19 protein-coding genes are annotated in these 16349 nt (G+C 60.5%); 4 read left to right on the top strand and 15 right to left on the bottom strand.

Features of this window, described 5'->3' with window-relative positions; genetic code table 11:
- Nucleotides 1–12: 12 nt before the first annotated feature.
- Nucleotides 13–840, top strand: coding sequence for an inositol monophosphatase family protein (locus JZX88_RS04230; protein ID WP_206912666.1), 828 nt, complete (start codon nucleotides 13–15; stop codon nucleotides 838–840).
- A 30-nt stretch (nucleotides 841–870) separates the two neighbouring features.
- Nucleotides 871–1695: an inositol monophosphatase family protein gene (locus JZX88_RS04235; RefSeq protein WP_142856822.1), complete on the top strand. Its 825-nt coding sequence runs from the start codon at nucleotides 871–873 to the stop codon at nucleotides 1693–1695.
- Between the two features lie 232 nt (nucleotides 1696–1927).
- On the opposite strand, the gene JZX88_RS04240 is transcribed toward JZX88_RS04235, so the two are convergent.
- The 4 genes from JZX88_RS04240 to JZX88_RS04255 all read right to left on the bottom strand — a co-directional run bounded on the left by JZX88_RS04240 (nucleotide 1928) and on the right by JZX88_RS04255 (nucleotide 4424).
- Nucleotides 1928–3136, bottom strand: coding sequence for a multidrug effflux MFS transporter (locus JZX88_RS04240; protein WP_110756942.1), 1209 nt, complete (start codon nucleotides 3134–3136; stop codon nucleotides 1928–1930).
- Between the two features lie 137 nt (nucleotides 3137–3273).
- Nucleotides 3274–3609, bottom strand: coding sequence for a Grx4 family monothiol glutaredoxin (gene grxD / locus JZX88_RS04245; protein ID WP_046798227.1), 336 nt, complete (start codon nucleotides 3607–3609; stop codon nucleotides 3274–3276).
- A 138-nt stretch (nucleotides 3610–3747) separates the two neighbouring features.
- A complete protein-coding gene (locus tag JZX88_RS04250) occupies nucleotides 3748–4179 on the bottom strand; it encodes a hypothetical protein (RefSeq protein ID WP_206912668.1) in 432 nt (143 codons plus the stop codon).
- A complete protein-coding gene (locus JZX88_RS04255; protein WP_174029656.1) occupies nucleotides 4176–4424 on the bottom strand; it encodes a hypothetical protein in 249 nt (82 codons plus the stop codon). The genes JZX88_RS04250 and JZX88_RS04255 overlap by 4 nt, the downstream gene beginning before the upstream one ends.
- Nucleotides 4425–4636: 212 nt before the next feature.
- On the opposite strand from JZX88_RS04255, the gene JZX88_RS04260 reads away from it, so the two are divergent.
- Nucleotides 4637–5785: a hypothetical protein gene (locus JZX88_RS04260; RefSeq protein ID WP_206912670.1), complete on the top strand. Its 1149-nt coding sequence runs from the start codon at nucleotides 4637–4639 to the stop codon at nucleotides 5783–5785.
- Nucleotides 5786–5919: 134 nt separating this feature from the next.
- On the opposite strand, the gene JZX88_RS04265 is transcribed toward JZX88_RS04260, so the two are convergent.
- From JZX88_RS04265 to JZX88_RS04275, 3 genes are all read right to left on the bottom strand, one after another.
- Nucleotides 5920–6153, bottom strand: coding sequence for a BolA/IbaG family iron-sulfur metabolism protein (locus tag JZX88_RS04265; RefSeq protein WP_003507909.1), 234 nt, complete (start codon nucleotides 6151–6153; stop codon nucleotides 5920–5922).
- A gap of 16 nt (nucleotides 6154–6169) precedes the next feature.
- Nucleotides 6170–8404, bottom strand: a complete 2235-nt coding sequence (gene purL / locus JZX88_RS04270; protein WP_110756947.1) for a phosphoribosylformylglycinamidine synthase subunit PurL — start codon at nucleotides 8402–8404, stop codon at nucleotides 6170–6172.
- Nucleotides 8405–8558: 154 nt separating this feature from the next.
- A complete protein-coding gene (locus JZX88_RS04275; protein WP_110756948.1) occupies nucleotides 8559–9977 on the bottom strand; it encodes a PLP-dependent aminotransferase family protein in 1419 nt (472 codons plus the stop codon).
- A gap of 93 nt (nucleotides 9978–10070) precedes the next feature.
- Here JZX88_RS04275 and JZX88_RS04280 point away from each other — a divergent pair, with 93 nt between their 5' ends.
- Complete coding sequence (locus tag JZX88_RS04280) at nucleotides 10071–10376, top strand: DUF1127 domain-containing protein (RefSeq protein WP_206912672.1); 306 nt, start codon at nucleotides 10071–10073, stop codon at nucleotides 10374–10376.
- Nucleotides 10377–10616: 240 nt separating this feature from the next.
- Here JZX88_RS04280 and JZX88_RS04285 read toward each other — a convergent pair whose 3' ends face one another.
- The 8 genes from JZX88_RS04285 to rpe form a co-directional block, all read right to left on the bottom strand.
- Nucleotides 10617–11021, bottom strand: coding sequence for a hypothetical protein (locus JZX88_RS04285; protein ID WP_065115946.1), 405 nt, complete (start codon nucleotides 11019–11021; stop codon nucleotides 10617–10619).
- A 78-nt stretch (nucleotides 11022–11099) separates the two neighbouring features.
- Entirely contained in the window at nucleotides 11100–11771 is a 672-nt protein-coding gene (gene purQ / locus JZX88_RS04290; RefSeq protein WP_065115945.1) for a phosphoribosylformylglycinamidine synthase subunit PurQ, read from the bottom strand.
- A gap of 20 nt (nucleotides 11772–11791) precedes the next feature.
- Nucleotides 11792–12034 (bottom strand): phosphoribosylformylglycinamidine synthase subunit PurS, encoded by a 243-nt coding sequence (gene purS, locus JZX88_RS04295; protein ID WP_003507918.1) that lies wholly within the window; start codon nucleotides 12032–12034, stop codon nucleotides 11792–11794.
- A gap of 54 nt (nucleotides 12035–12088) precedes the next feature.
- Nucleotides 12089–12853, bottom strand: a complete 765-nt coding sequence (gene purC / locus JZX88_RS04300) for a phosphoribosylaminoimidazolesuccinocarboxamide synthase (protein ID WP_003507919.1) — start codon at nucleotides 12851–12853, stop codon at nucleotides 12089–12091.
- Between the two features lie 193 nt (nucleotides 12854–13046).
- A complete protein-coding gene (locus JZX88_RS04305; protein ID WP_065115944.1) occupies nucleotides 13047–13610 on the bottom strand; it encodes an alpha/beta hydrolase in 564 nt (187 codons plus the stop codon).
- A 68-nt stretch (nucleotides 13611–13678) separates the two neighbouring features.
- Nucleotides 13679–14986, bottom strand: coding sequence for an adenylosuccinate lyase (gene purB, locus JZX88_RS04310; RefSeq protein WP_065115943.1), 1308 nt, complete (start codon nucleotides 14984–14986; stop codon nucleotides 13679–13681).
- A gap of 78 nt (nucleotides 14987–15064) precedes the next feature.
- Nucleotides 15065–15583 (bottom strand): hypothetical protein, encoded by a 519-nt coding sequence (locus tag JZX88_RS04315; RefSeq protein WP_110756952.1) that lies wholly within the window; start codon nucleotides 15581–15583, stop codon nucleotides 15065–15067.
- 55 nt (nucleotides 15584–15638) lie between these two features.
- Nucleotides 15639–16316 carry a ribulose-phosphate 3-epimerase gene (gene rpe / locus JZX88_RS04320; RefSeq protein ID WP_206912674.1) on the bottom strand — a complete coding sequence of 226 codons (678 nt, stop codon included), beginning with the start codon at nucleotides 16314–16316 and terminating at the stop codon, nucleotides 15639–15641.
- Nucleotides 16317–16349: the final 33 nt, after the last annotated feature.

Genomic DNA, 16349 nt, shown 5'->3' on the forward strand with positions numbered 1-16349 from the left:
GTGCCCCGCGCCATGAGCCTTTCCGATAAAGATATCGACTTCCTCGTTTCCACCGTTGCCGCTGCCGGTACCGATGTCATCCTGCCCCGCTTCCGAAACCTGGGCGCCGGCGCCGTATCGGAAAAAACCTCCGCCGTCGATCTGGTCACCGAGGCCGATATTCTCGCGGAAAAGGCGATTACCGCCGCGTTGTTGCAGCGGTTTCCGACGGCCCATATCGTCGGTGAGGAAAGCTATGACGCCGACCAGTCCGTCGTTCCCGCCCTTGCCGATGCGCCGCTCGCCTTCGTGATCGATCCCATCGATGGCACTTTCAACTATGCTTCCGGTTTTCCCGCTTTCGGTACGCTGCTTGCGGTCACCGTCAAGGGCGAAACGGTGGCGGGCATCATCCACGATCCTGTCATGGGCGATACCATCCTTGCACTGAAGGGCGAGGGTGCGTTTCTCAATCGCAGGAACGGCTCGCAGGCGAAGCTCCGGGTTGCCGATCCCGTGCCGTTGTCCGAAATGGTCGGCATCTTTTCCTGGGGCCACAGCCATCAGGATCGCCGTCCGGTGATTGCCGCCAATATGGCGAAGACCAGGATGGCGTTTTCGCTGAATTGTTCGGCGCACGAATATTGGCTCGTCTCGGCCGGCAAGCTGCATTTTATCGGCCATGAAAAGCTGATGCCTTGGGATCACCTCGCCGGCGTGCTCATTCATCAGGAGGCGGGCGGTTATACGGCCCGTTTCGACAATACGCCCTATCGGCCGGGACAAATGGCGGGTGGCATCCTGTCTGCCCCCGACAAGGAAAGCTGGAAGATGCTGCGACGGGAAATCGTCGCATTATAGTCGTTGCGCTCAGAAAGAAGGATATCGCCCATGGCCCTCGAACTCGACATCGCCTCTCTCGCCAACGCGCTTCAGGAGGCGGCGGCAGTGGAAATCCTGCCGCGGTTCCGCAATCTGGGCGATGGCGACATCAGGATAAAGTCCGAGGCGATCGATCTCGTCACCGAGGCCGACGAGGCCGCCGAGCGGTTGATCCGCACCCGCGTACAGGACATCATGCCCGATGCGCTGTTCATCGGCGAAGAGGCGGTGGCGGCGGATGCCTCGCTGCTCGGCAAGCTTGCCGATGCCGATCTGGCCGTGGTGGTCGATCCGATCGACGGCACCTATAATTTCGCGTCCGGCCTGCCGCTCTTCGGCGTGATGATGAGCGTCATCTCCAAGGGCGAGACCGTTGCCGGCCTGATCTTCGATCCGATGGGCAATGACTGGGCGATTGCTGAAAAAGGCTCCGGCGCATGGCTTTGCAGCGCCGATGGCGCGCAGACGCAGATGTCGGTCGTGCCGGCGCCGGAACTGTCGCAGATGGTCGGCATTGCCAATACCGGCTATTTCGACATAGAGACCCGCCGCAAGGTGCTGCTGAACCTTGCGGATGTGCGGCTCTTCACCAGCTATCGCTGCGCGGCGCATGAATATCGCCTGTTCTGCGGCGGCCACATGCACTTCCTGATGTATAACAAGCTGATGCCGTGGGACCATCTGGCCGGTACGCTGATCTCGCAGGAATCGGGCGCCTATGCTGCCCGTCTCGATGGCTCGCCCTATCTGCCGCGCCATGTGGATGGCGGGCTGCTGCTGGCGCCGGATCAGGAGACGTGGGAATTGCTGCGCGAGAAGATTTTTACGGTGTGAATCTTCGGATTCGTGGGGATGGGCGGCAACACCCTCCACAGTCATGTCGGACTTGATGCGGCATCCAGCCGCGGCGCGTCTGCGCGGTGGAAAGACTTTTCTCAGCCCAGGGGCTTGGGCTGGCTGGACCCCGGACCAGGTCCGGGGTGACGGCGGGCGGATGAGGTCAGCTTGTACCAAACAAAAAGGGCGCGGAACAGAATTCCGCGCCCTTTCCTTTTTCCAATGGCTCTCACCGTGTCGGCTTGTTGTGAGCCTGAAACAGCATGCCCTTTTCGCCGATCAACACGAATATCAGGCCGATGATGGAGACGACGAAGAAGCCGGCCACCATCGGCAGCGCCGTGCCGTCGAAAGCCTGGCCGATGCCGGCGCCGATCAGCGAACCGCCGACGGTTCCCATGAAACCGATGACGGAGGAAGCGGTGCCGGCGACATGGCCGAGCGGCTCCATGGCAAGCGAGTTGAAGTTCGAGCCGATCCAGCCGAACTGGAACATGGCCAGTGCAAAGAACACGATGAAGATGGCAAAGGGCATCGGCTCCGGTCCCAGCATCTGCACCACCAGCCAGATAAAGGTGATGGCGATGAAGCCAAGCAGCGATCCGTGCGACAGCTTGCGCATGCCGAACCTGCCGACCAGCCTTGCATTGATGAAGGACGAGAAGGCCATGAACAGCGCAACGCCGGCAAAGGCCGCCGCAAACCATGCGCCGAGGCCATAAATGCCCTTATAGACCTGTTCAGCCGAGTTGATGAAGCCGAACAGCGCGCCGAAGATGAAGGTGCTCGAAAGCGTATAACAGAGCGCGATACGATTGGTGAGCACGATCTTGAAGCCGCCGAGCACCGAACGGGCAGTGAAAGGGCGGACATCGTCCGGATGCAGGGTTTCCGGCAGGCGGAAATACATCCAGGCCGTCACGACGGCGGCGATGCCGGCCATGAAGGCAAAGATCAGATGCCAGTTGCCGAAGAAAAGCACGATCTGGCCGGTGCCGGGCGCGATGACCGGAACGACCATGAAGACCATCATGATCAGCGACATGACTTCCGCCATCTGACGGCCGCCATAGATGTCACGGACGATCGAGATGGTGATGACACGCGTCGCCGCCGAACCGATGCCCTGGATGAAGCGCAGGACCAAGAGGCCGGAGAATGACGGTACGAAGACCACGGCAATGGCGGAGATGATATAGATGGCCAGACCGACGAGCATCGGCTTGCGGCGGCCGAAACGGTCCGAGATCGGTCCATACAGAAGCTGGGCGATGCCGAAGCCGAGAAGATAGGTGGAAATCACGTATTGGCGGTGATTTTCGTTCTCGACGCCCAGCGAGGCACCGATTTCCTGAAGACCGGGCAGCATGATGTCGATGGCAAGCGCGTTCAGCGCCATCAGCATTGCGGCCAGCGCAATAAATTCCGTGCGCCCCATCGAGCCTGCGCGCGAAGCGGTGGATTGTGAAAGATTTGTCACAGGATTGCCCCAAAAAGAACGGCAAAGGCGTTGCATGAAGCAACGCCTGGCATACATTTCTGACAATCAGGGTGGGCCGGATGAACCGGCCGAAATCAGGCCGCGCCGCGGACGCTGATACCCTGTTCTTGGAAGTGATTCTGCAGTTCGCCGGACTGGAACATCTCTCTTACGATGTCACAGCCGCCGACGAATTCGCCCTTGACGTAGAGCTGCGGAATGGTTGGCCAGTTGGAATAGTCCTTGATACCCTGACGGATGTCAGCATCGGCAAGCACGTTGATGCCTTTGTAGTCGACGCCGAGATAATCGAGAATCTGTACCACCTGGCCGGAAAAACCGCACTGCGGAAATTGCGGGGTGCCCTTCATGAAAAGAACGATGTCGTTGCTCTTCACTTCACTGTCGATCATGTCGTTAATGCCGCTCATAGGCTTATTCCTTTCACATGCGGTTCAAGGCCGCTGCTTTCTGTTTGTTCCTAGATAACATGTCGCGGCGCGATTTCCACCTGGAAAGCGTAAAAAATGTACTGATGTGGCATTGCTGATTGCAGCTCGAAGCTCTGGCTACCAGCGCGTCATCCCAGACGGATCAGAAAAGTTGAGCATGATCTTTCCAATCGGCTCCCGTCGCCTCCAGACTGACTTCACTATCGGACCTGTTTTACCGTTGTAGAAATCAAGTTCCTGTTTGTTCTCGAATATCACGGTTTCGTGGTCGCTGTTAAACGAGCAGTCATTCTCGCAATGGATTTTGATCTCGCTATAGGAGCGACCCGCTTTAAGATCGATAATTAATTTTGGGCTTTCCTGTTCTACGAGCCGGCAAGTTTTGCCGGTTTTGCAGAAGGCTGTGCCAGATATCCTGTCAGCACCAGCGAGCGTGACGATGAAGCCGACCTTGACGTCTTTGCCGTCCTCAACTTCTGCGGTGCCTCGCAGCGGTCCCGAAATCGCCAGCAGCAAAAAAATGGGGAGCAGGCGGAGACGGCCCATCATTTATATCTCTGCCGGCTGCGGGCGGCGGCGGTGCGCCTTTTGCTCACCTGCTTCTTGGCCGACTTCGGTTTGATGGCGGCGTTGATCGCGGCTTCCAGAACGGAGCCGACAATGCCGCCGGCCAGCGAGCCGGTGCCTTTCGTCCGGCGCGTGCGGCGGGTTTTGCGGATACCGGTCTTGGTGAGGATTTCAGACAGCGCGCCCTTGACGACGCCGTTGAGCACTTGATCGACGATGCCAGACAAATTTCCCTCACCGATAAATAAATCATATTTCCGTCGTGATTTTTACTATACGTGCATCGCCCACTGTATCAAGCGATCCTTTCGGGTGGCTGTAGAGCATTTCCGCGTTTCTCTGAAACGCGGAAATGCTCTATCTATTTGTTTTTACGCATTGTCCTGACGTAAAAGCGGTCCCGCTTTTACTGGAAATGCTCCCGCCCGAAGGTTTGTGCATGCCGACCGTCAAGTCACGACTTGTTCTTTATTTCCCCGGTTTCGATCCGCTCGATGCGGCCGCCCATCATCTGCGTTACCAGCGGGCGGCGGCACTGGCCGGCAAGACCTGGGATGTGGATTATGCGGTGGGGCCGCTGGAGAATGCGCCGGGAGGTGAAACATTCACGGTGGAGGCCTCGGCGGGCGACTGGCGAACCCGTTCGGAGATTTTTGTCTATGATCATAATGGGGTCATCTCCGAGCTGCGGGATGAACCGGTCTGGCGGCAGATCTGGCTCGGGTTCAGGGCCGGGGTGGGCATCATCGCCGAAGGCGGCGCGGCGCGCTACTTTCGCCATGCCTGGCGTTTCGGCCTGTTCTTCATCTTTCCGTTCCTGCTGATGCTTGCCGGTGGTGCGCTTGCTGCGGGTATCGCCTTGTCGCCGTGGCTGTTCGGCTTGCCACTCTGGCTGTTTGCGATCAGCCTTCCCGTCGCCGCGCTGTTTTTCGTGAAGGCGTTTCTGCCGTTTGCCGAGCGGTTTCACACCCTGCATCTTTATGCGGACTGGCGGTTCGCGCTTGCGGTCGGCCGCGATGAGCCGATTGCGCGTGACTGGATCGAGGAGAGGGCGGCGCTTGTCCTGACGGCGCTCGAACAGCCCTCGGACGAGGTTCTGGTGGTTTCGCACAGTATGGGCGCCAGTCTTGCGCTCGCCACTATCGGCCGCGTGCTGGAGCTGAAACCGGACGCGCTGGACGGCCGGAAACTGTCCTTTGCGACATTGGGTGGGGCGGCGCTGCAATGTGCATTCCTGTCGAGTGCGGACAGGCTTCGTGAGAGCGTCGGCACGATCGCGCATCACCGGCAGGTGACATGGTTCGACATCCAGTGTCTGACCGATCCAATCCATCTTTACCGGTGCAATACCGTGGCCCTGACCGGTCACGCGGATGCGCCGCAGCCGAAGATCGTGCCGATCCGCTTCAAGCATTCGCTTTCGCCGGAGCGTTATAAAAAGAACAAGCGCAACTTCCTGCGCATGCACCGGCAATATGTTCTAGGCCCGGATCGCAGGTCCGGTTACGATTTTACGCTGCTGACGGCGGGGCCTTTGCCGGTCGCGTCTTTCGCCGATCTGGATTCACAGACGCCGCCTGCCTTGTAAGCGGCGTTTTCCCCTTTGCCTGACATGGAAAGGCCCGCGTGAGAGTGTCACGCGGGCCTTTGATTTAGTCCTGAGCCTTTATGCGTCGGCGGGACAGTGAAGCTGTCTCGCCGGCATCGCCGTCACGGGCGCAATCATTCGGGAGCCGAGGTCTGCAGGGCAAGGGCATGCAGAACGCCGCCCATATTGCCCTTCAGCGCGTCATAGACCATCTGGTGCTGCTGCACGCGGGTCTTGCCCTTGAATGCTTCCGCGACGACTTCCGCCGCGTAATGATCGCCATCACCGGCCAGATCGCGGATCGTGACCTTTGCCCCGGGAATTCCCGCCTTAATCATGTCTTCAATGTCGCCGGGTTTCATGGGCATGGTGTTTCTCCTTAATTCATTCTGCGGCGAGCAAAGTTTCGCCGTCCATGAATTGAGGGAACCACGATTCATAGGCCAAGTGCAATTCTTTAATCTCGACGGCGCGCGCCGTGCCCAGCTTTACGGTGGAACCGCCGGTAACGCCGATGACCGGGCAGGAAACGCCCGCCGCCTTCGCCGCTGCCTGTACCTCGTCGAGATCGTCCTTTTTGATCGTCAGAACGTAACGGCCCTGATCTTCGCCATAGAAGGTGAGTACCGGGTTGTGGCCTTCGACCGCGTCGATGGTTGCGCCGATGCCCGACGAAATCGCCATTTCGGCAACCGCAAGTGCCAGACCGCCCGAGGAGCAATCGTGAACGGCGGTGGTAAGACCATCGTTGATGAGGCTGCGGACGAAATCGCCGTTGTTCTTTTCAGCGGCCAGATCGACATGTGGCGCCGGACCATCGATGCGGCCATGAATGTCACGCATGTAAACCGACTGGGCGATATGCGTGCCGAGGCCGGCAGGGGCGCCGACGAGCAGCACCACGTCGTCAGCGGCGGCGAAACGGATGCGCGCCATGCGGCCCCAATCCTTCAGGAGGCCAACGCCGCCGATGGTGGGGGTGGGCAGGATCGCCTGACCGTTGGTCTCGTTATAGAGCGAGACGTTGCCGGAAACGATGGGGAATTCCAAGACGCGGCAGGCTTCGCCGATGCCCTTGATGGCATGGACCAGCTGGCTCATGATCTCCGGCTTTTCCGGATTGCCGAAATTGAGGTTGTCGGTGGCCGCCAGCGGCAGAGCGCCGGTTGCGGTGATGTTGCGCCAGCATTCGGCCACAGCCTGCTTGCCGCCTTCGAAGGGATCGGCCTCGACATAACGCGGTGTGACGTCGGAGGAAAAGGCGAGCGCCTTCTTGTCATGGCCTTCGACGCGAACCACACCGGCATCGCCGCCGGGAAGCTGCAGTGAATTGCCCTGGATCAGCGTGTCATACTGTTCGTAGACCCAGCGGCGCGAGGAATTGTTGGCCGAACCGACCAGCGACACCAGCGCATCGGCGATATCGGCGGCGGGGACGTCGTTTTCCGAAAGCGGTGCGGGCACCTTGGCGGGCGTCCACGGACGGTCATATTCCGGGGCCTGATCGCCCAGTTCCTTGATCGGCAGGTTGGCGACTTCCTCGCCATTGTGCAGCACGCGGAAACGCAGATCATCGGTGGTCTTACCGACGATGGCGAAGTCCAGACCCCACTTGACGAAGATCGCCTTGGCGACCTCTTCCTTGGAGGGCTCGAGAACCATGAGCATGCGCTCTTGGCTTTCGGACAGCATCATTTCGTAAGCCGTCATGCGCTCTTCGCGCACCGGCACGGCGTTCAAGTCGAGTTCGATGCCGAGGTCGCCCTTGGCGCCCATTTCGACGGCCGAGCAGGTGAGGCCGGCGGCACCCATGTCCTGAATGGCGATGACCGCGCCGGTCTTCATCAGCTCGAGGCAGGCTTCCAGCAGGCACTTTTCGGTGAAGGGGTCGCCGACCTGAACGGTGGGGCGCTTTTCTTCTATGGACTCGTCAAATTCGGCAGAAGCCATGGTCGCGCCGCCGACGCCGTCGCGGCCGGTCTTCGCGCCGAGATAAACGACCGGCAGGCCGACGCCCTTGGCTTCCGAAAGGAAGATCGCATTGGACTTGGCAAGGCCGGCGGCAAAGGCGTTGACGAGGATGTTGCCGTTATAACGCGGGTCGAATTCCACTTCGCCGCCAACCGTCGGCACGCCGAAGGAATTGCCGTAACCGCCGACACCGGCGACGACGCCGGCCACCAGGTGGCGGGTCTTCGGGTGGTCAGGCGCGCCGAAGCGCAGGGCGTTCATGGCCGCGATGGGCCGCGCACCCATGGTGAAGACGTCACGCAGAATGCCGCCGACGCCGGTTGCCGCACCCTGATAGGGTTCGATGTAGGACGGGTGGTTGTGGCTCTCCATCTTGAAGACGACGCAGTCGCCATCGTCGATATCGACCACGCCGGCATTTTCACCGGGGCCCTGAATGACGCGTGGGCCCTTGGTCGGCAGGGTCTTCAGCCACTTCTTGGAGGACTTGTAGGAGCAGTGCTCGTTCCACATGGCCGAGAAGATGCCAAGCTCGGTAAAGCTCGGCTCCCGTCCGATCAGGTCGAGGATACGCTGGTATTCGTCGGGCTTCAGCCCGTGGGATGCAACGAGTTCCGGGGTGATCTTGATGGAGTTTGGAATCGACATAGGTCTCACGCGGTTCGAGCCGAGGAAAGTTTCCGGTTCTTTAGCGCAAGAGGCTCAATGGTGCGACAGGAAAATGCGCCGCTTTGTCCGCTAATTGGCGGTTTATGCCGATATTGGCGACCTGCGGGCGGTGCCCGCAGGGCCGGGGCCGGTATCAGGCCACGCTTTCATAGCCGGCTGAACCATTATCGAGCAGATGGCGAAGAATGCCGAAGGCGTGTGTCAGTTCCTCGCGGCTGGAAGGCCCGGAAAAGCTGATGCGGACACGGTGGAAGACCTTTTCCGCCCGCCCGGCCTTGAATTCGTCCTCGTCGTCGATCAGCACGCCTTCCTTCATCGCCGCATTGCGGAAGGTGCCGGAAAGCCAGGGTTCGGGCAGCCGCAGCCACATGAAGGCGATATCGGGCAGGGAGTTGAAGTCCAGCCCGGCAAAGACGCGCCGGGCGATCGCCTCGCGCCCGTTCAGTTCGGCAATGCAGTCTTTGCGGATATCATGCGCGTCGCCGCTGTTGACGAGGCGCGCATTCAGTTCCGCCAGCATGAAGGGCAGGCCACCCGTTATCATCGAATGCGAAATCCGGATACGCGAGGAATATTGCGCCGGGCAGGCGACCCAGCCGCCCCGGACACCGGCGGCGACGGATTTCGACAGGCCGCCGACCACGAAGGTGATGTCGGGTGCGAATTCGGCGATCAGCGGGATCGCCTCGCGGGTCATCGCCCCATAGAGATTGTCCTCGACGATCCAGACGCCGTATCGGCGGGCGATATCGGCAATGGCGCGGCGGCGTTCTTCCGGCAGGGTGGCGCAGGTCGGGTTCTGGCCGGCGGACATCAGGAAGATCATTTTCGGATGCTGCTGGGCGCAGACGCGTTCGAAATCATCAGGCACAATACCGTTCTCATCGGCCTCCACCAGCGTCACCCGCCGGCCTGCAAGCGTGGCGCTGCGGCTGATATGGGAATAGGTCAGCGGTTCGAAGACGATGCGGTCGCCCGGCGCGGTCATGGCCGTGATCACGCTCATCACCGCCGCATGGGCGCCGAGCGTTGAGACAATGTTTTCCGGCTTCGGCGACCAGCCGTTCTGGGAAAGCCAGCGGACACCCGCCATACACCAGCTGTCGGGAAAAGAGCGGGCATAATTGGTGATGTCGTAGGTGTGCTCCCGGGTGACGGCCTCGATGTGCCTGGCGATCAGCAGGCTCTGGCCGACATCGGGCGCGGCCGTCGTGTTCAGTCGGAACTCGGCGCTGCTGTCGACGGCATGGCGCGTGCTGCCGAAGGCCGCCGCTGCCGGTTCCAGAGGCAGGGACGGGGCAGGGGTCTTGCGCTCATTGACATAGGTGCCGCGGCCGACTTCGCCGCTGACGAGGCCACGCTCGTGAATGAGCGCATAGGCCCGGCTGATTGTGCCGATTGTCACACCCAGATCATAGGCGAGATTGCGCTGTGGCGGCAATTTCGAGCCGGCCTGCAAGGTGCCATCGGAAATCGCGCCTTCGATGCTGTCCGCAAGGCGAAGATAAATCGGGCCGTCGCCCTCGGTAATGTCGGGAAGCCAATTTGTCATGGTGACAATTTATGCATTGTATCTATCCATAAGTCAATTGTATTTATTGTCTGCATTGAATGAGGCTAAACGCACGGAGACAATAGGTGCAATATGCGCAAGATGGATCAATACCTTTCGACAGCGGATACACTCTATCCTGACGGTTACGAACGGGAACGCGTGTTCCGCGATGCCGGCGACATGGTCGCACCGGCGCCCTTTCCGGCCAGGATCGCCCACACGCTTATTGGTCGCCTGATTGCGGGCATGGCCCGTTGGCAGCAGAAACGACGGGGACGGCTCGCCTTACGGGAATTGTCCGACGATCTTCTGGAAGATATCGGCGTTACACGGGATGAGGCTCTCAAGGAGGCCGCAAAATCGCGGCTTCTCTCCTGGCCGTCCCGGTCGCTTTGATTTTTTGTCGGAGAGCGGTGCCTTCTTTCCCCGGCGCCATCAAGCCATTCGGCAGCCCGCCACGCCAATCCCAACCGGCGTCGGCGGGTTTTTTTATGGGATTTGCGCGGGGATGCAGGAAAATGGCCCCCGTCATCCTCGGGCTTGTCCCGAGGATCTGCGACGGATTGATTTTATTCGAGGTGATCAGATCCTCGGCACAGGGGCGAGACTGACGTCTTTGACGTAGACGTTTCTAGATCAGCAGCCTTTGCCGCCATTCGCCCAGCGCTTCACATCGGTTGCGATGCGGCCGGAAATGGCCTCGTTCATGACGGGTCCGAAAGCATCGAGCTTTGCCGGATTGCCTTCGGCCTGCACCACCAGCATGGGGCGCGATTCCGGGCTGTTGCGGGGCACGAGCAGGATGCGCGGACGGCCGGAGAAGGAATTGAGTTCCGGGGCCAGACGATAGGCCTTGAAGGCCGCATCACCCGACTTGAACCAGCAGGCATTGGCACCAAGCGCGATCCGCTCCATCGTCGGCAGGGCGGCACGGGATACGGAGGCAGCTGGCTGCGGTTTCGGCTGGCAGGCGGCGAGTGCGGCGGCAGCGAGGATCAGTCCGGTCGCTTTGTAGGCATTCAGTCGAAAAGCAAGAGACATCAGGTCATCCAGAAGAGAGGCCGAAACGGCAGCCGCGAGCGGGCATTAAAAAGGCGGGCTTGAAGCCCGCCCGGTCTGTCAGGCCGCGATGACGCCGAGCGCCGAAGCAAAGAGGCCGCGGCCGTCATTGCCGCCATGGGCGGCTTCGATCAGGTTTTCCGGATGCGGCATCATGCCGAGGACATTGCCCCTGGCGTTGATGACGCCGGCGATGTCGTTCAGCGAGCCGTTGGGGTTGGTGCCGTCGGCATAACGGAACACCACCTGGCCGTTGTCTTCCATCGTCTTCAGCTCTTCGGCTTCGACGAAATAGTTGCCGTCGTGATGGGCGACGGGGCAACGCAGGATCTGGCCCTTGTCATAGGCGCGGGTGAAATCGGTGTCGTTATTGGCGACTTCGAGCTTCACTTCCCGGCAGACGAATTTCAGCGAGGCGTTGCGCATCAGGGCGCCTGGCAGCATGCCCGCTTCGACGAGAATCTGGAAACCGTTGCAGACGCCAAGAACCTTCACGCCCTTTTCGGCCTTTTCGCGAATGGCCTGCATGACCGGCATGCGGGCGGCGATGGCACCGCAACGCAGATAATCACCATAGGAAAAGCCGCCCGGAATGACGATCAGGTCGACATCGGGAATATCCGTTTCCGTCTGCCAGATGGTGACGGGCGCGCTTCCGGAGATTTTCGTCAGGGCCGCGATCATGTCGCGGTCGCGGTTGAGGCCGGGAAGTTGGACGACAGCGGATTTCATGGACGGCGGCTCCTGCAGCTTCAGAGGATGGCGATAGCGTAGTTTTCGATGACCGTATTGGCCAGCAGCTTTTCGCACATTGCCTTCAGGTCGGTCTCGGCCTTGGCCTTGTCGGCACCTTCCAGTTCCAGATCGAAGACCTTGCCCTGACGGACATGGCCGACGCCGCCAAAACCGAGGCTGCCGAGCGCGCCTTCGATTGCCTTGCCCTGCGGATCGAGAACGCCGTTCTTCAGCGTAACAGTCACCCGTGCCTTGATCACCTGATCTTCTCCTGATTTTACCTTAAGAGGCCAATATTACTTCACGAGCCGATATTACTTTACCAGGACTGGGCCGGTGCCGCGGATCGGTTCGTTTTCATTGATGATGCCGAGACGGCGTGCGACTTCGGAATAGGCTTCCACCAGCCCGCCCATGTCACGGCGGAACAGGTCCTTGTCCATCTTTTTCTGAGTCTCGATGTCCCAGAGGCGGCAGCTGTCGGGCGAAATCTCGTCGGCCAGGATGATGCGCATCATGTCGCCTTCGAACAGGCGGCCGCATTCGATCTTGAAATCGACGAGCTGGATGCCGACGCCGAGGAACAGGCCGGAGAGGAAGTCGTTGACACGAATGGCAAGCGCCATGATGTCGTCAAGCTCGGCGGGGTTGGCCCAGCCGAAAGCCGTGATGTGCTCTTCGGAGACCATCGGGTCTTCCAGCTCATCCGACTTGTAATAAAACTCGATGATGGAGCGCGGCAGCACCACGCCTTCCTCGATGCCGAGGCGCTTGGAGAGCGAGCCGGCGGCGACATTGCGCACGACGATCTCGAGCGGGATCATCTCCACTTCCTTGATCAGCTGCTCGCGCATGTTCAGGCGGCGGATGAAATGGGTGGGAATGCCGATCTTGTTCAGATGCGTGAAGACATATTCGCAGATACGGTTGTTCAGCACGCCCTTGCCGTCGATGACTTCGTGCTTCTTCTTGTTGAAGGCGGTCGCATCGTCCTTGAAGAACTGGATAAGCGTGCCTGGCTCCGGACCCTCGTAGAGGATCTTGGCCTTGCCTTCGTAAATACGGCGGCGACGGTTCATAATAGCAGGTCTCTTGGTTGACGCCGATTCTGGTGGCGTTGCGTTTGGTCTTTGAAGCGGTCCCATAAAGGAAAAGAGCGCATACTACAATGCAGCTGGCCTATCTTCCCTTCAATTCTTGTGTCGGGCGGATAGGGCCACGCCCGCCGGCAAACAGGGCCGGGAGCAGGGTGAGCCGCACAGACTGCGACCGTCAGGGGTCGACTGCCTTCAGGCGGCTCAGGAACTGGGCGAATACCATGCCGCCTTCCGGCCACGGACCATGGCCGGACTCGGCATTGATGTGGCCCGACATGCCGGCATCGATCAGCAGCGAACCCCAGGCCGCGGCAATGTCGTCGGCGTGTTCATAGGAGCCGAAGGGATCGTTGCGGCTGGCGATGGTGATGGCCGGAAACGGCAGCGGATCGCGCGGATAAGGTCCGAAGGTCATCAGATGTTTCGGCCGGATATCGGGATTGGCGACATCGGGCGGCGCGACGAACAGCGCGCCCGAGACCTTCCTGCCGATTTCCGGCAACGCATGGATCACCGTCGGCACGCCGAGCGAATGGGCGACGATGACTATGGGCCTGGTGGAGGCATTGACCTCTTCCACCAGCCGGGCGACCCAGTCTTCCTTCACGGGTTTGGACCATTCCGCCTGCTCGACACGGCGGGCGGTGGAAAGCTTGCGCTCCCAGCGGGTCTGCCAGTGGTCGGGGCCCGAATTGGTATAGCCCGGGACGATGAGGATATCTGCTTCTGAAACTTTCATGCGCCCATATCTGTGTTGTGATGCCGCCGCGATCAAGGCCGCGGCGGCATTAACTTCAGGGAGTTTTCTCAGGCGTTGCCGAAGACGCGGGCGAAAATCGTGTCGACATGCTTGGTGTGGTAACCGAGGTCGAACTTCTCGCGGATCACCTCTTCGGAAAGTGCGGCGCGCACTTCCTCGTCGCCCAGCAGCTCCTCAAGGAAGTCCGCACCCTGTTCCCAGACCTTCATGGCGTTGCGCTGGACCAGACGGTAGGCGTCTTCGCGGGAAACGCCGGCCTGCGTCAGCGCCAGGAGAACGCGCTGCGAATGCACGAGGCCACGGAACTTGTTCATGTTCTTCAGCATGTTGTCCGGGTAGATCACCAGCTTTTCGATGACGCCGGCCAGACGGTTCAGGGCGAAATCCAGCGTGACGGTCGTGTCGGGGCCGATGGCGCGCTCCACGGAGGAATGGCTGATATCGCGCTCGTGCCACAGCGCCACGTTTTCCATGGCCGGAACGACCGACATGCGCACCAGACGGGCAAGACCGGTCAGGTTCTCGGTCAGAACCGGGTTGCGCTTGTGCGGCATGGCCGAGGAACCCTTCTGGCCGGGCGAGAAGAACTCTTCCGCTTCCAGAACCTCGGTGCGCTGCATGTGGCGGATTTCGATGGCGACGTTTTCGATCGACGAGGCGATGACGCCAAGCGTCGCGAAGAACATGGCGTGGCGGTCACGCGGGATGACCTGCGTGGAAACCGGCTCGGGGATGAGGCCGAGCTTGGCGCAGACATGTTCCTCAACGCGCGGGTCGATATTGGCGAAGGTGCCGACGGCGCCGGAGATCGCGCCGGTAGCGATTTCGGCGCGGGCGTTGACGAGGCGCTCGCGGTTGCGGTGCATTTCGGCATAGAAGCGGGCAAAGGTCAGGCCCATGGTGGTCGGCTCGGCATGGATGCCGTGGCTGCGGCCGATACGCACCGTGTTCCTGTGCTCGAAGGCGCGGGTCTTCAGCGCGGCGAGCACGCGGTCCATATCGGCCAGCAGCAGATCGGCTGCGCGCACGAGCTGGATGTTGAGCGTGGTGTCCAGCACGTCGGACGAGGTCATGCCCTGATGCACGAAACGGCTGTCGGGGCCGACAAATTCGGCAAGGTGAGTCAGGAAGGCGATGACGTCGTGCTTGGTCACAGCCTCGATCTCGTCGATGCGGGCAACGTCGAAGGTGGCGCTGCCGCCCTTTTCCCAGATGGTCTGCGCTGCGGATTTCGGAATGACGCCGAGGTCCGCCAGTGCGTCACAGGCATGCGCCTCGATCTCGAACCAGATGCGGAACTTTGTTTCCGGCGACCAGATGGCGACCATTTCCGGCCGGGAGTAACGAGGGATCATGGCAATGACTTTCTTCGTAGAGAGGCTTGGCTTGGTGGAGGGATTTTGCTGCCCGTTTAGCAAAGTGTTCCGGTAATCTCAATCTATGAACTCAGAAGCGCGGTGCCGCCGCCGGCAAAGGACTGCGCCTGCCAGTGCGAGCGGAATGGCGGCGAACGGAAAATAGAGGCCGAGGCCGAGAATGGCGAACTGGTAGACCGCGCCGAGCGAGGTGAAGAGCTGCTGGAAAAACCAGATGCGGGAGAGCGCCGGCGCATGCCATTGCGCATAAAACATGCGATACTGCAAAGCGAAAAATGCCGCAGCCGCCGCCAGTGTGAAGAAGGTGACGGCAAGACAGCTTGCCGCAAAGCGAAGCGGCAGGGCGATGGAGGCGGGAAGGAAGCGCAAGGCGCCGGTCGCCAGCGGCCATCCGATCAGACCACCGAGAAAAAACAGCGCTGCGATCTCGTCGGCATGGTCGGTTTCCAGCCGGTTCCTGAGATAAAGGCCGAGCGTGGCGACGGCCGCCGAACAGAGAGCCCAGACAAACGAAGCGAGGAGCGGGAACAGCGCTTTCGAGATTACCTTGCGGAAGTCCTGCGTATCGCTGTCCATCAAGCCCTCATCCGGACGCCCTCTCGCCTTGCCTGCAGCGCATCTCCATTTTAAATCAGGATCTTGCCGCTTCCGCCGCCGTGCGCAACAGCGTCACCGTCTTGCGGTAATCTTCGACGCCATCGCCCTTGAAGACGGCCGAACCCGCCACCAGTGCATTGGCGCCGGCGGCAATGATTGCGCCGGCGGTTTCCGCCGTCACGCCGCCATCCACTTCCAGTTCGATCGGCCGATTGCCGATCATCGCCTTGGCGGCACGGATCTTGTCCAGCATGGCCGGAATGAACTTCTGACCGCCGAAGCCGGGATTGACGCTCATGATCAGGACGAGATCGACATCATCGAGCACGTTTTCAATGACGGAAAGCGGCGTGGCGGGGTTGAGCGTAACACCGGCCTTCCTGCCGAGCGTGCGGATGGTCTGCAGCGAGCGATGCAGATGCGGTCCGGCTTCCGCGTGCACGGTAATGCCATCGCAGCCCGCCTTGGCGAAAGCCTCGAGATAGGGGTCGACGGGGGCGATCATCAGATGGCAGTCGAAAAAGGCATTGCTGTGTGGACGAAGCGCCTTGATGACATCAGGCCCGAATGAAATATTCGGCACGAAATGGCCATCCATGACGTCGAGATGGATCCAGTCCGCGCCGGCTTCCGTGACATCGGCGACCTCCTGTCCGAGCTTGGCGAAGTTGGAAGCAAGGATTGACGGTGCTATCCGGACGGGCAGGGACATGGGCAAACTCCTCTCGACGCGTTGCGTAAGCTG

The sequence above is a fragment of the Agrobacterium sp. OT33 genome (assembly GCF_017313365.1).
In the GTDB taxonomy this organism is placed as follows: Bacteria; Pseudomonadota; Alphaproteobacteria; order Rhizobiales; family Rhizobiaceae; genus Agrobacterium; species Agrobacterium rhizogenes_A.

What these genes read in the sequence shown, in the direction of transcription:
- JZX88_RS04230 (WP_206912666.1), top strand. Translation starts at nt 13, where the DNA reads ATGAGCCTTTCCGATAAAGATATCGACTTCCTCGTTTCCACCGTTGCC.
- JZX88_RS04235 (WP_142856822.1), top strand. Translation starts at nt 871, where the DNA reads ATGGCCCTCGAACTCGACATCGCCTCTCTCGCCAACGCGCTTCAGGAG.
- JZX88_RS04240 (WP_110756942.1), bottom strand. Translation starts at nt 3,136, where the DNA reads ATGGGGCGCACGGAATTTATTGCGCTGGCCGCAATGCTGATGGCGCTG.
- grxD (WP_046798227.1), bottom strand. Translation starts at nt 3,609, where the DNA reads ATGAGCGGCATTAACGACATGATCGACAGTGAAGTGAAGAGCAACGAC.
- JZX88_RS04250 (WP_206912668.1), bottom strand. Translation starts at nt 4,179, where the DNA reads ATGATGGGCCGTCTCCGCCTGCTCCCCATTTTTTTGCTGCTGGCGATT.
- JZX88_RS04260 (WP_206912670.1), top strand. Translation starts at nt 4,637, where the DNA reads ATGCCGACCGTCAAGTCACGACTTGTTCTTTATTTCCCCGGTTTCGAT.
- JZX88_RS04265 (WP_003507909.1), bottom strand. Translation starts at nt 6,153, where the DNA reads ATGCCCATGAAACCCGGCGACATTGAAGACATGATTAAGGCGGGAATT.
- purL (WP_110756947.1), bottom strand. Translation starts at nt 8,404, where the DNA reads ATGTCGATTCCAAACTCCATCAAGATCACCCCGGAACTCGTTGCATCC.
- JZX88_RS04275 (WP_110756948.1), bottom strand. Translation starts at nt 9,977, where the DNA reads ATGACAAATTGGCTTCCCGACATTACCGAGGGCGACGGCCCGATTTAT.
- JZX88_RS04280 (WP_206912672.1), top strand. Translation starts at nt 10,071, where the DNA reads ATGCGCAAGATGGATCAATACCTTTCGACAGCGGATACACTCTATCCT.
- JZX88_RS04285 (WP_065115946.1), bottom strand. Translation starts at nt 11,021, where the DNA reads ATGTCTCTTGCTTTTCGACTGAATGCCTACAAAGCGACCGGACTGATC.
- purQ (WP_065115945.1), bottom strand. Translation starts at nt 11,771, where the DNA reads ATGAAATCCGCTGTCGTCCAACTTCCCGGCCTCAACCGCGACCGCGAC.
- purC (WP_003507919.1), bottom strand. Translation starts at nt 12,853, where the DNA reads ATGAACCGTCGCCGCCGTATTTACGAAGGCAAGGCCAAGATCCTCTAC.
- JZX88_RS04305 (WP_065115944.1), bottom strand. Translation starts at nt 13,610, where the DNA reads ATGAAAGTTTCAGAAGCAGATATCCTCATCGTCCCGGGCTATACCAAT.
- purB (WP_065115943.1), bottom strand. Translation starts at nt 14,986, where the DNA reads ATGATCCCTCGTTACTCCCGGCCGGAAATGGTCGCCATCTGGTCGCCG.
- JZX88_RS04315 (WP_110756952.1), bottom strand. Translation starts at nt 15,583, where the DNA reads ATGGACAGCGATACGCAGGACTTCCGCAAGGTAATCTCGAAAGCGCTG.
- rpe (WP_206912674.1), bottom strand. Translation starts at nt 16,316, where the DNA reads ATGTCCCTGCCCGTCCGGATAGCACCGTCAATCCTTGCTTCCAACTTC.